The organism is Tritonibacter sp. AK171, from assembly GCF_030127025.1.
GTDB classification, from domain to species: domain Bacteria; phylum Pseudomonadota; class Alphaproteobacteria; order Rhodobacterales; family Rhodobacteraceae; genus Epibacterium; species Epibacterium mobile.
On the sequence record NZ_CP126134.1, the window covers coordinates 365833 to 378124 of the forward strand.

Genomic DNA, 12292 nt, shown 5'->3' on the forward strand with positions numbered 1-12292 from the left:
GGCTCAGTGGCGCAAGTTTGCGTCAATGGTCGCGCCGCGTGCTGAGATAATCTTCAGTGGTGCGCACGCGAGGACGTTCCTTGCCCGCAAAGGGGGAATCCTTTTGGTGGAACTGTGCATTCACGCGGCAGTCATCGCACATCTGGATCATCTTGGCGGCATCCGGGTTGGCAAACATCGCATGATTGCCCGCAAGCTTTTCCATGATCCGCTCGACGGTGGATTTGACTCCAAAGAGGCTGCCACATTCGATGCAGGCAAAGGGCTCTTCTTCATTCAAAACCACCTGATCCAGCGCCGAGGGGGCAAGGTTCAGGCGCGGCTCATAGGTGATAGCGTCCTCCGGGCAGACATTAGCGCAGAGACCGCATTGCAGGCAGGCATCTTCCTGAAAGCGCAGCTGCGGCAGGTCCGGGTTGTCCCCCAACGCTCCCGACGGGCAGAGCGACACGCAGGACAGGCACAGGGTACAGGCATCCTGATCGACCAGCACCGCGCCATAGGGCGCCCCCTCTGGCAGCGGCAATTCTGTGTCAGCGGCGTTCAGGGCCAATGCGGCCTGTCGGGTGATTTGGCGGCGGGTGCCCATGGGGCGCTGGACTGTCGCGGGGGCTGCGGGCAGATTGCGGGTCTCGTAGAGCGCATCACACAGCGCCTCGGGTTCTGCCGCGTGCAGCAGGCGCGCGGCATCAGTGGAAATCGCATTGGCCAGATCAACCTCGCGCGTTTGAACCTCAAGATCGGCGCGCGGCCCGGGCAGCAGGCAGACCTCGCGGAAACCAGCGGCACGCGCCGCGAGGATTTCTGCATGGCCAAAGGTGTTGAAGGCCTCCACCTCCAGCGGAATGACGCTTGCGGGGAGGCCACGGTCAAACCGCGCGGCGAGGCGGGTCATCTCAGCACCATGGGCGTCCACCACCAGCAGCCGGGGCGTGTCGCCGCCCGCCGCCAGATAGGCCTTGGCGAGGGTTTGAACACGCAGAAACAAGCTCTCGGCCGGGGGCGCATCATAGGTGATGGCGCTGGACGGGCAGAGCGAAGCACAGGCGCCGCAGCCTGCGCAAATCATCGGATCAATGGCAACGCTGTCGCCATTGGGCGTGATCGCACCGGTGGGGCAGGCATCCAGACAGCGGGTGCATCCGGTTTGACGCGCGCGGGAATGAGCGCAAAGCAGCGGCTCCGCCTTCACGTAGAGCGGTTTTTCAAAAGTGCCGACCATTTGGCTGGCGGCGAGCACCGCGTCCGCTACCGCAACCGGCGATTTTGGGTCTGCGCGCAGGTAGCCTTCGCGTTTCTCGGGGGCCGGGAACAGGGGGGCGTCACCGCGCAGGTCGAGAATGAGATCGCATTCGGAGCGGCCTGCGTCGCGGGGCGCGCTCCACGTCCAGTCACGCCCGGTGACATCAAGCGATTGCAGCGCGTCCACCGTCACCTCAAAGTTGCCGAGCGCTCCGCGCGCGCTGCGCAGCTGCCCTCGGATTGCGTCGAACCCGCGGCTGAGCGGCGGCTCGGCCGTATCGGTCAGCAGGACCGTAACGCCAAGGATATCCTGTAGCTTCTCGGCGGCAGGCAGCGCCACATCCGCAGTGCCGACGATCAGGCACAGACCCTCGCTGATCACATCGACGCTCTTGGCGGGGCGGATGTTCAGCTGCGTCTCTGCAACCAATGCGGACATTTTGGGTAGCACATCGCCCGCATTTTGCGCCTCAATGGACCATCCGGCCCTGTCCCGCAGGTCGAGAAACAACGGGGCGTCCTGTCCCAACTCCTCGGCGAGGGCGGTGAAAAAGCGGCTTTCCTGGCCGCAACAAAAAATTACATCCGGGTCCTGAAGGGCTGCGACTGCAGCATCGGATTGGGTTGTGCAGAGGTTGGAATGCACTTTTGAGCACGGCAATCCGGTGGTTGCGCTAAGGGTCTCTGAATCGAGTGGTTGTGATCCGGAACAATCACACAATATCAGGTTCTTAGGCATGTTTTCCTCGCTGGCCGTCGGGCTGGCATTCGGTGGTGAAATCACGGGTTTGGAGCGTATCCTAGTCAGGTTTCACAGCATTCGTAAACCACCGTAAAGCGTGGCAAAGGGCGCAAGATCCAGCGCGGTGGCGAAGTGATTCGGGAATTTATCGAAAAAATCGAATGCCTGAGCAAAAAGATAGGGTTGGACAATTCGTCCACTGCCGGTCCTTGGGCTGGGGTGGGGGAGTCAAATTGTCCACGGCGGGCTGAAATGCCCAATCCCATAGCACTGTGTGCTTTCGCATGCAGGGTGGTTTGCGGCAAGATTGCAGCAACTTAGCCAGGGATGGGTCGTGGACCAGTACTACGCAAAGATGGATGTGATGCCGCTTGGGGTCGTGATCCGGCGCACGCCGGGGGTTACGCCGTGGGCGCGTTGGGCGTGGCGTGTGGTGGCGGTGCTGCCCGGCGCCGCTGATGCCGACTGGAGCCTGATGCGGGAAGAGGGCGAAGCTTGCGAGTTTCACGCAGCGACGTTGCCGCTTGAATTGCACCGCGCCGATGCTGAGGCTTACATGCAGGGTCTCACTGCCAATCCGCCGAGCATTTATGTGGTGATGCGACCGGGGCCGAATGCGCGCCCTGAGGTGACGCTGGTCACGGCCTCGCCGTTTGAGGCGCAGGATTATGCCGACACCGGCGAGGATCAGGTCGAGAAGGTCGAGATGCCTGCGGGGCTGGTGGCATGGGTGCGCGACTTCACCCTCGCGCATTTCAAGGAAGAAGAGTTCAAGAAACGCCGTCGCGACCGCCAGCGTGTGGATCTGGAGGAGGACGGCGTGGGCGATGCGCGCATTCCGCAACTGACGGATGTGTATCGCGCCCCGGCCAAAGCCCGTAAGGAGCGTCTGCAATGAGTGCGCAGAATTTCTGGTCCCGCCGTCGCGCAGCGGTCGAGGCGGAAGAGGCGCAAGAAGCCCGCGCGCTGAAGGAGGCCGAAGCGCAGGCGCGGGACGCTGAACTGGCAGAGCGCAGCGATGCAGACTTGCTCGCCGAGTTGGATCTGCCGGACCCGGATACGCTTGGGCCGGGGGATGATTTCAAGGCGTTTCTCACCGAAGCCGTTCCTGCACGTCTCAAGACACGCGCATTGCGTCGGCTCTGGGTCACCAACCCGGTCCTGGCAAATGTCGACGGGCTGATCGACTATGGCGAGGATTTCACAGATGCGGCGATGGCGGTGGAAAACATCCAGACCGCCTATCAGGTTGGCAAAGGCATGACCGCCCATGTGGAAGAACTGGCCCGTCAGGCAGAGCGTGAAGCGGCAGCACAAGACGCCGATGACGTGGCACCGGACGTTGCAGTCTCTGATGCGCAAGAGGACACCATTTCGCCAGAGGACAACGCCGAAGCCGCCGCTGCGCCAGTCGCCTCTGCCGAGGCCGAAGTGGTGCAAGAAGGTGAGGTCGCGCACAGCGATGTGCAGATCGAGGATCATCCGCCACAGGTGACATCGCGCCGGATGCGCTTTGTCTTTGAGGATGCGGAGGCAACAATATGACACAGGAGAGCCCGATGACAGACGCCGCCGTGACCACAGAGCGGGTCAGCGAAGAAGATCGGCTGCGCGCGGATCTCTACAATTACCTTGGCCTGATGCTAGCCGCGCCCCCGAGCGAGATGCTGCTGGAACAGACGGCCGGTCTCTCCGGGGATGAGACGCCGCTGGGGCAGGCGATTACCCAACTGGCACGGGTGGCCAAACGCACCAAACCTGCCGGAGCCGAACGCGAGTTTAATGCGCTCTTCATCGGTCTGGGCCGGGGGGAGTTGCTGCCCTATGCGAGCTATTACCTCACTGGTTTCCTGAATGAAAAGCCTCTGGCAGCGCTGCGTAACGACATGAGCGCGCGGGGGCTGAGCCGCGCGCCCAATGTGTTTGAGCCCGAAGACAACATTGCCTCCCTGATGGAGATGATGGGGGCGATGATCGTGGGCCGGTTTGGTGCCGCCACATCGCTTGCGGAGCAGAAAACCTTTTTCAACAAACACATCGGTCCGTGGGCCGCGCATTTCTTTGCCGACCTCGAGGGCGCAAAGAACTCTGTGCTTTATGCTTCGGTGGCGGCGGTTGGGCGCGCTTTCATGGAAATTGAGACCGAAGGATTTCGGATGGGGGGCTGAGCTCTCTGATCCACGACGATGCGCCCGCAGGAGGCAGGCGCAGGGCAGGGCGGCCCGGACGCCCGAACGACTGGACCTAAAGACCGAAAGAGGAGGAGGATCCACATGTCACGGAAAGAGGATGGCGCAAGCCGCCGCGACTTTCTGAAACTGGCTGCAACCACCACGCCCGCAGCGGCGGTGGCGCTTGCAACCACCGGAGGCGAGGCTGAGGCCGCAACTCCGGACCTGTCATCGAACAAGATGCAGGATACCGCGCATACCCGCGCCTATTACGACAGCACCCGGTTCTGACCGGATGCCTTTCATGCCTAAGCCGACTGGTTGCGTGACGCCCGACTGAGCAAAGGTTTCTCAATAAACCCAGCGCGCTTCTGATTTCAGGGGCAAGCAAGGGAGGTTTTAAAATGCTTAGGAAAAAGACCAACGGGGTTGCGCGACGCCCCCAGCGGACCAGTATCCTGTCCAAGGTCGGCGAGTCAGCTGTCGACCGCCGCGCTTTCCTGCGCGGGTCCGGCCTCGCCATCGGCGGGCTTGCGGCCATCAGCGCCACCGGTGGAACGGTGACGCAGGCCAATGCGGCGGCCTCTGCGACCGGCGCCATGGAAACAATCAAATCCGTCTGCACCCATTGCTCGGTCGGCTGTACCGTCATCGCAGAGGTGCAAAACGGTGTCTGGGTCGGTCAGGAACCCGGCTGGGACAGCCCCTTCAACTTGGGATCGCACTGCGCCAAGGGCGCATCGGTGCGCGAGCACGCCCATGGCGAGCGGCGCCTCAAGTACCCGATGAAACGCGAAGGCGGTGAGTGGAAGCGCATCAGCTGGGAACAAGCCATCGACGAGATCGGCGACCAGATGATGTCCATCCGCGAAGAAAGCGGCCCGGACAGCGTTTATTGGCTCGGCTCTGCCAAACACAACAACGAACAGGCCTACCTGTTCCGCAAGTTCGCCGCCTACTGGGGCACGAACAACGTGGACCATCAGGCGCGGATCTGTCACTCCACCACCGTTGCAGGTGTTGCGAATACATGGGGCTACGGCGCCATGACCAACAGCTACAATGACATCCATAACTCCAAGGCGATCTTCATCATCGGCGGCAACCCTGCCGAGGCGCATCCGATCTCGCTGTTGCACGTGCTGAAGGCTAAGGAGCAGAACAATGCGCCGCTGATCGTTTGTGATCCGCGCTTTACCCGCACGGCGGCCCATGCAGACGAGTATGTGCGCTTCCGTCCCGGTACCGACGTGGCGCTGGTCTGGGGGATTTTGTGGCATATCTTTGAAAACGGCTGGGAGGACAAAGAGTTCATCCGCACCCGTGTCTGGGGTATGGATCAGATCCGCGACGAGGTCGCAAAATGGACGCCCGAAGAAGTTGAGCGCGTGACCGGCACCCCCGGCAGCCAGCTCAAGCGCGTAGCACGGACCCTGGTGAACAATCGTCCCGGCACCGTGATCTGGTGTATGGGTGGTACCCAGCACACCAACGGCAACAACAACACCCGTGCCTACTGCATCCTGCAGCTTGCACTCGGCAACATGGGCACCTCCGGCGGCGGCACCAACATCTTCCGCGGTCACGACAACGTGCAGGGGGCGACCGACCTTGGCGTTCTGAGCCACACTTTGCCGGGCTATTATGGCCTGTCTGCTGGTGCATGGGGCCACTGGGGCCGTGTCTGGGGCGAAGACATGGACTGGCTCAAGGGGCAGTTCGAAACCGTCAAATCCGCCGACGGCAAGGACAAGAACCTGATGAACCTGACGGGCATTCCGGTGTCCCGCTGGATCGACGGTATCCTCGAAGACAAAGAGAACATGGATCAGCCCAACAACGTGCGGGCCATGGTTCTCTGGGGCCACGCGCCGAACTCTCAGACCCGGATGACGGAGATGAAGACGGCGATGGAAAAGCTCGACATGCTTGTCGTGGTGGACCCCTATCCGACCGTCTCTGCCGTGCTGCATGACCGCACCGATGGCGTCTACCTGCTGCCTGCCTGTACTCAGTTTGAGACCCGCGGCTCCGTGACGGCGTCGAACCGGTCGCTGCAGTGGCGCGATCAGGTGGTGGAGCCTCTGTTCGAGAGCCTGCCCGATCATGTGATCATGGCCAAATTCGCTAATAAGTTTGGCTGGGCAGATCGTCTCTTCCGCAATATCGAGATGGAAGACGCCGAGACCCCCAACATCGAGAGCATCACCCGCGAGTTCAATCAGGGGATGTGGACGGTGGGCTACACGGGTCAGAGCCCGGAGCGTATCAAACTCCATATGGCGAACCAGCACACGTTTGACCGCACCACGCTGCAAGCGGTGGGCGGCCCGGCGGATGGGGATTTTTACGGCTTGCCGTGGCCCTGCTGGGGCACACCCGAGATGAACCATCCGGGCACGCCGAACCTTTATGATATGTCCAAACCGGTGGCCGAAGGTGGCCTGTGTTTCCGCGCCCGTTTCGGGGTGGAACGCGATGGCGACAATCTGCTGGCCGAGGGTGTATCCAACCCCGGTGCGGAAATTCAGGACGGCTATCCTGAGTTTACCATGCAGATGCTGGTGGATCTGGGCTGGGATAAGGACCTCACCCAAGAAGAGAAAACCGTTATCGCAGGCGTTGCGGGCGTACAGCTCGATGGTGCGGGCGAAGCGGGAACCAGCGGAAATGGCAATCAAGGCGCAGGCGAAGAAGTGGGCGAGCAGTCCATGTCTCCGTTCCCGTCTGATTTCAACACCAAGACCGCTTCGGTGAACTGGAAAACCGACCTCTCCGGCGGTATCCAGCGGGTTGCGATCAAGCATGGCTGCGCCCCCTTCGGCAACGCCAAGGCCCGTGCCGTGGTGTGGACCTTCCCGGATCCGGTGCCGCTGCACCGCGAGCCGCTCTACACCAACCGGCGGGATCTGGTGGCGGATTATCCGACCTATGAGGATCGGAAATTCTACCGTCTGCCCACCATGTATGCCTCGATCCAGAAGAACGACGTCTCCAAGGAGTATCCGATCATCCTCACCTCCGGCCGTCTGGTCGAATATGAGGGCGGCGGTGATGAGACCCGTTCGAACCCATGGCTTGCGGAATTGCAGCAGGACATGTTCGTCGAGATCCACCCGCGCGATGCCAATGACATCGGCGTGCGGGATGGGGCTCAGGTCTGGGTCGAAGGCCCGGAAGGCGGCAAGGTCAAGGTGATGGCCATGGTGACAGAACGGGTCGGTGAGGGCGTTGCCTTCATGCCGTTCCACTTTGGCGGGCACTTCCAGGGTAAGGACCTGCGGGACAAATATCCCGACGGTGCGGACCCCTATGTGCTGGGCGAAAGCACTAACACCGCGCAGACATATGGCTATGACTCGGTCACTCAGATGCAAGAGACCAAAGCCACCCTCTGCAAAATCATGCCAGCGTAAGGAGACGGACATATGGCACGAGCTAAATTCCTGTGCGACGCCGAACGCTGCATCGAGTGCAACGCCTGCGTCACCGCTTGTAAGAACGAGCACGAAGTCCCTTGGGGTATCAACCGTCGCCGCGTTGTGACCATCAATGATGGCAAGCCCGGCGAGCGGTCGATCTCGGTCGCCTGCATGCATTGTTCCGATGCACCCTGCATGGCGGTCTGCCCGGTGGACTGTTTCTACCAGACCGAGGACGGGGTGGTTCTGCACTCCAAGGACCTCTGCATCGGCTGTGGCTACTGCTTCTACGCCTGTCCCTTTGGGGCACCGCAGTATCCGCAGGCAGGCAACTTCGGCTCTCGCGGCAAGATGGACAAATGTACCTTCTGCGCCGGTGGTCCTGAGGAAAACAACTCTCAGGCCGAGTTCCAGAAGTACGGGCGCAACCGGATCGCAGAAGGCAAATTGCCGATCTGTGCCGAGATGTGCTCCACCAAGGCGCTTTTGGCAGGCGATGGCGACACCGTCTCCGCTGTCTACCGTGAGCGTGTGGTGGCCCGTGGCTTTGGCTCCGGCGCTTGGGGCTGGGGAACCGCTTACGATCAAAAGGGCGGCTGACGCCCACTTTTGATCCCAATACGCCTACACCGGGAGGCGGCCCGCCATTGTGGCGGGCCCCTTCCGCTATGCGACTGATTCATTTTATCAAATCCGGCTCAACGGGAGGTCCATCCATGCCGCGCCTGATTTTCGTATTCGTCCTTAAACTGGCCCTGCTCTGTGGCCTGTCTGCCTATGCGCAGGACGCAAACCCCGTGGCACCTGATCGCTCCGCCACCGGTGGGGCGCAGACACTCGAGGACATTCTCGCGCGGCAACGTGGCGAGGCGCTGGACGACAGTTTCCGCAGCGACGCGACCGGGAACCCTGAGATTGCCGCCGGGATTGATCAGCAGTTGGGCACCCTTGGTGGCCAGTCCGATCCCGAACTCTGGCGGGCGTTGCGCTACAATTCCGCCGATATTCGCGTCTCTGCCGGGGGCGATGTGGCCACGGTTCTGGTGCAGGACGGTGGCATGAACTGGCTCTCGTTCCGGGCGGGCCCGTTGCGGCAATATGGGGGCTGGCTCTTGTTGGGCACGATTGCTGCGTTGGCAGTGTTTTTCCTGCTGCGGGGCCGTGTGCGGGTCGATGCAGAAAAGACCGGACGCACTGTGACCCGTTTTGCCTTTGTCGAGCGGATGACCCACTGGACCCTTGCCGGATCTTTCATCCTGCTTGGTCTGACGGGGCTTCTGACGCTCTTTGGTCGGGTGGCGATCCAGCCGTATCTGGGCAAGGACGTGAATTCGGTGCTGCTCATCGGCTCCAAATGGATTCACAATTCCGTCTCTTGGGCCTTCATGCTGGCGCTCATCCTGGTGTTTGTCATGTGGGTTGCGCATAACATCCCGAACAAGCTCGATCTGGTCTGGATCAAGCAATTCGGCGGCATCATCGGCAAGAAACACCCCCCCGCAAAGAAGTTCAACGCCGGTCAAAAGGTGATTTTCTGGTCGGTCATCCTGTTTGGGGCCTCCATCTCCGTCTCCGGCCTGTCGTTGCTGTTCCCGTTTGAACTGCCGCTCTTTGCCAAGACCTTTGCCCTCCTCAATGACACCGGCATCCCGCAGTGGCTTGGCTATGGTGTCTTGCCCACAGAGCTTGCCCCGCAAGAGGAGATGCAGCTTGCCCAGCTCTGGCACGCGATCGTCGCCTTTGTGCTGATGGCGATCATCATCGCGCATATCTATATCGGCACGCTTGGCATGGAAGGCGCGTATGACGCCATGGGCTCCGGCGAGGTGGATGAGGCCTGGGCGCATCAGCACCACTCGATCTGGCTCGAGGAGGTGCAGGAGAAAGAGCGCGCCAAGGCTGAAAACACAGGCGCCACCCCGGCGGAGTGACGTGATGCGGCGACTGGCGCTAAGCCTTGCCCTCTGTGCTGCGCCCGTCTGGGGCGCGGGTGCAGAGGAATTTGTGACCCTCAAAGGACACGGTGGGCCGATCATGGCGCTTGCCGTGGATGATGAGGATCGCGTGGCCAGCGCCAGTTTCGACAATACCGCGGCCATTTGGCAGGAGGGCAGACCTTCGTGGCTGGAGGCCCATGACGCGGCCACCACCACGGTGACCTTTGGCCCGCGCGGGGCGCTGTTCAGCGGTGGCGATGATTTTGCGATCTATCGCTGGCAGCAGGGACAGCCGCAGGACATCGGGCGTCATGCGGGTAAGATCCGCGCGCTGGATGTCTCGTCGGATGGGGCGTTTCTGGCCTCGGCCAGTTGGGACGGCACCATCGGTCTTTGGTCGCTGAACGGCGGTGTCGGGCAGCAGATCACAGTGGGTGCAGGTGTCAACGATGTGCGCTTTGATGCCAAAGGGCGCCTGTTTGCCGCAACCATGGCCGGGCAAGTGCAGGTCTATGACACGCCCGACGCAACACCCCGGCTCTTGGCCGAACAGGGGTTTGGCATCAACCGTCTGGTGCTGTCGCAAGAGGGCTGGCTTGCCTATGGCGCGGTGGATGGCGGCACACGGGTGATCGATATGGAAACCGGCGCGCAGATCGCCGATTTCACGCTCGACCGCCGCCCGATCCTCGCCTTGGCTTATCATGCGCAAAGCGAGCAGATCGCGGTAGGCGACGGTCATGGCTACATCATGATGATCGACACCCGCAATTGGACCATTGCCCGCGATTTCAGGGCGATGCGCGAGGGGCCGGTCTGGGCGCTGGCGTTCTCGCGCGATGGCAGCCGCATCTGGGCCGGGGGCATTCACGATGTAATCTATGGCTGGCCGATTGCGCTGATGGACAGCCATCAGGCCGCAGGGAATGAGACACGCAGTTTTCTGCAAGCCCCCGAAATCATGAGCAACGGCGAGCGCCAGTTCATGCGCAAATGCTCCATCTGTCATGATTTGAACGATGCCGGGCAGCGCCGGGCCGGGCCGCATCTTGCAGGTCTGTTCGGGCGCGCGGCGGGCAGCCTGCCGGGTTACCGCTATTCCCAGACATTGCTGCAATCTGACCTGATCTGGACGGACGAGACCATTGATGCCCTGTTCGACCAAGGGCCTGACCACTATATTCCGGGGTCCAAGATGCCGATGCAACGCATCACCGCCCCCACGGATCGCCAGGATCTGATAGACTATCTGAAAACCGCGACAAAACTTCCGGAGGACGACTGAAATGAAAGCCATGCTAACAGGCTTTGCCCTCATTGCCGCAATCGCGGTGGGTGCTGACTTTGCGTTGGAGCGTGCAGGATTTTCCGCGCAGGACCAGAACTCCGGTGCTGCCGTGCGCCTGAACTGACGCGCCAGATGAACGTCTCCGCCACCATCCGCGATGAATACTCAGAATCGCTGTCGTCCGCGTCGATCCTCGTGATTGATGACGAACCCGGCATGCGTCACTTCATGACCAAGATCCTGGAACCCCGCTGCAAACGCGTGGAACAGGCCGCCTCTGCGCGCGAGGCCTCTGAGATCCTCGACAAGGCGCATTTCGATCTGATCGTGCTGGACAATATCATGCCCGGCATGACCGGTCTGGACTGGGTGGCAGAGCAGCGCCGGGTGGGGCTGTTTGCCGACACTATTCTGGTGACCGCCTATGCGGATCTTGATACGGCCATTCAGGCGCTCAGGATCGGGATTGCGGATTTTGTGCTCAAACCCTTTCGCGCCAATCAGATCCTCAACGCGGTGGCGCGCGCCCTCGACCGCAAGTATCTGCGGCGGGAAAATTACCTCTTGAAGCACGAGCTTTCAGCCGAGCAATCCGGCGCGCGTGGCCGCCTTCTGGGCAAATCCGCCGCCATCGAAAAAGTGCGCCAGATGTTGCAGCGACTGGCCCCCTTGCCGACGCCGGTGCTGTTTACCGGCGCGTCCGGCACGGGCAAGGAAATCGCCGCCCGCACGTTGCATTCGCTCTCAGACCGGGCAGAGCAGCCCTTTGTTGCGGTAAACTGCGCCAGCCTCTCTCCCGACCGTCTGGCAGAAGAGCTGTTTGGGGTTATTGACGCGCAGGATCGTCGGCGCGACGGTCTGTTCCTGCACGCCGACGGTGGGACGCTTTTCCTTGATGAGGTGGCGCAGATGCCGGAACAGGTGCAGGCGGCGCTGTTGCGGGTGTTGGAGGACCAGAAGGTACGCCCCGTTGGGGCGGAACGTGACATCCCGCTGAACCTGCGATTCCTGCTGGCCACCAACGCCGACCTGCCAGACGCAATCGCGGCGGGAAAATTCCGCGCGGATCTCTATCACCGGATCAATGTGGTCAATATCGAGATGCCACCGCTTCGGGAACGGATCGAGGATATCGTCGAGCTGGCCGCGCTCTTTATGGATCAATTCGCATTGAGCCTCGGCATGCCCGCGCTGGAGCTGGATGAAGAAACCCTGCTGAAATTCTCGCGCTACGCGTGGCCCGGAAATGTGCGTGAATTGCGCAATCTGATCGAACGCTCGGTGATCCTCGGGGCCTTCCCCGAAGAGTTCGCAGGCACCGGATCTGTGACCGGAACAGCAGCGGTTGAAAACCTCGATATGGTGATGCAGCGCCATATTATGCATGTTCTGGATGCCTGTGATGGCAATCGCGCCGAGGCAGCCCGCCGCCTTGGTGTCTCGCGCAAAACAGTAGATCGCAAATGCGCCAGTTGGGGTGTCTGAGCCGG

At 61.5% G+C, this 12292-nt stretch carries 11 protein-coding genes; 10 read left to right on the forward strand and 1 reads right to left on the reverse strand.

The features are described from left to right. Positions 1 to 22: 22 nt before the first annotated feature. Positions 23 to 1981: a 4Fe-4S binding protein gene (locus QNI81_RS01775; RefSeq protein ID WP_283967164.1), complete on the reverse strand. Its 1959-nt coding sequence runs from the start codon at positions 1979 to 1981 to the stop codon at positions 23 to 25. Between the two features lie 367 nt (positions 1982 to 2348). Between QNI81_RS01775 and QNI81_RS01780 the strand changes: the two genes are divergently transcribed. The 10 genes from QNI81_RS01780 (at position 2349) to QNI81_RS01825 (ending at position 12287) form a co-directional block, all read left to right on the forward strand. After that, positions 2349 to 2882: a DUF3305 domain-containing protein gene (locus QNI81_RS01780; RefSeq protein ID WP_039982912.1), complete on the forward strand. Its 534-nt coding sequence runs from the start codon at positions 2349 to 2351 to the stop codon at positions 2880 to 2882. Further along, complete coding sequence (locus QNI81_RS01785) at positions 2879 to 3529, forward strand: DUF3306 domain-containing protein (RefSeq protein ID WP_283967165.1); 651 nt, start codon at positions 2879 to 2881, stop codon at positions 3527 to 3529. Before QNI81_RS01780 ends, QNI81_RS01785 begins: the two co-directional genes overlap by 4 nt. Positions 3530 to 3543: 14 nt before the next feature. Further along, on the forward strand, positions 3544 to 4152 hold the full coding sequence (locus QNI81_RS01790; protein WP_005674138.1) for a TorD/DmsD family molecular chaperone: 609 nt from the start codon (positions 3544 to 3546) through the stop codon (positions 4150 to 4152). Between the two features lie 105 nt (positions 4153 to 4257). Then, positions 4258 to 4446, forward strand: a complete 189-nt coding sequence (locus tag QNI81_RS01795; RefSeq protein ID WP_005674136.1) for a twin-arginine translocation signal domain-containing protein — start codon at positions 4258 to 4260, stop codon at positions 4444 to 4446. 113 nt (positions 4447 to 4559) lie between these two features. Beyond that, on the forward strand, positions 4560 to 7571 hold the full coding sequence (locus QNI81_RS01800) for a formate dehydrogenase subunit alpha (RefSeq protein WP_009176208.1): 3012 nt from the start codon (positions 4560 to 4562) through the stop codon (positions 7569 to 7571). A 12-nt stretch (positions 7572 to 7583) separates the two neighbouring features. Next, positions 7584 to 8177, forward strand: a complete 594-nt coding sequence (gene fdh3B, locus QNI81_RS01805) for a formate dehydrogenase FDH3 subunit beta (RefSeq protein WP_005640291.1) — start codon at positions 7584 to 7586, stop codon at positions 8175 to 8177. Positions 8178 to 8293: 116 nt separating this feature from the next. Next, positions 8294 to 9508 carry a formate dehydrogenase subunit gamma gene (locus tag QNI81_RS01810; protein ID WP_065321652.1) on the forward strand — a complete coding sequence of 405 codons (1215 nt, stop codon included), beginning with the start codon at positions 8294 to 8296 and terminating at the stop codon, positions 9506 to 9508. Positions 9509 to 9512: 4 nt separating this feature from the next. Continuing rightward, on the forward strand, positions 9513 to 10799 hold the full coding sequence (locus QNI81_RS01815) for a c-type cytochrome (RefSeq protein WP_283967166.1): 1287 nt from the start codon (positions 9513 to 9515) through the stop codon (positions 10797 to 10799). Position 10800: 1 nt separating this feature from the next. Next, a complete protein-coding gene (locus QNI81_RS01820; protein WP_009176220.1) occupies positions 10801 to 10926 on the forward strand; it encodes a hypothetical protein in 126 nt (41 codons plus the stop codon). 8 nt (positions 10927 to 10934) lie between these two features. After that, positions 10935 to 12287, forward strand: a complete 1353-nt coding sequence (locus tag QNI81_RS01825) for a sigma-54-dependent transcriptional regulator (protein WP_283967167.1) — start codon at positions 10935 to 10937, stop codon at positions 12285 to 12287. The last annotated feature ends 5 nt before the right edge of the window (positions 12288 to 12292 follow it).

Bases quoted from the DNA above. Each gene is read 5' to 3' on its own strand.
- QNI81_RS01790 (WP_005674138.1), top strand. From the start codon at position 3,544: ATGACAGACGCCGCCGTGACCACAGAGCGGGTCAGCGAAGAAGATCGG.
- QNI81_RS01800 (WP_009176208.1), top strand. From the start codon at position 4,560: ATGCTTAGGAAAAAGACCAACGGGGTTGCGCGACGCCCCCAGCGGACC.
- QNI81_RS01815 (WP_283967166.1), top strand. From the start codon at position 9,513: ATGCGGCGACTGGCGCTAAGCCTTGCCCTCTGTGCTGCGCCCGTCTGG.
- fdh3B (WP_005640291.1), top strand. From the start codon at position 7,584: ATGGCACGAGCTAAATTCCTGTGCGACGCCGAACGCTGCATCGAGTGC.
- QNI81_RS01825 (WP_283967167.1), top strand. From the start codon at position 10,935: ATGAACGTCTCCGCCACCATCCGCGATGAATACTCAGAATCGCTGTCG.
- QNI81_RS01795 (WP_005674136.1), top strand. From the start codon at position 4,258: ATGTCACGGAAAGAGGATGGCGCAAGCCGCCGCGACTTTCTGAAACTG.
- QNI81_RS01780 (WP_039982912.1), top strand. From the start codon at position 2,349: ATGCCGCTTGGGGTCGTGATCCGGCGCACGCCGGGGGTTACGCCGTGG.
- QNI81_RS01810 (WP_065321652.1), top strand. From the start codon at position 8,294: ATGCCGCGCCTGATTTTCGTATTCGTCCTTAAACTGGCCCTGCTCTGT.
- QNI81_RS01775 (WP_283967164.1), bottom strand. From the start codon at position 1,981: ATGCCTAAGAACCTGATATTGTGTGATTGTTCCGGATCACAACCACTC.
- QNI81_RS01785 (WP_283967165.1), top strand. From the start codon at position 2,879: ATGAGTGCGCAGAATTTCTGGTCCCGCCGTCGCGCAGCGGTCGAGGCG.
- QNI81_RS01820 (WP_009176220.1), top strand. From the start codon at position 10,801: ATGAAAGCCATGCTAACAGGCTTTGCCCTCATTGCCGCAATCGCGGTG.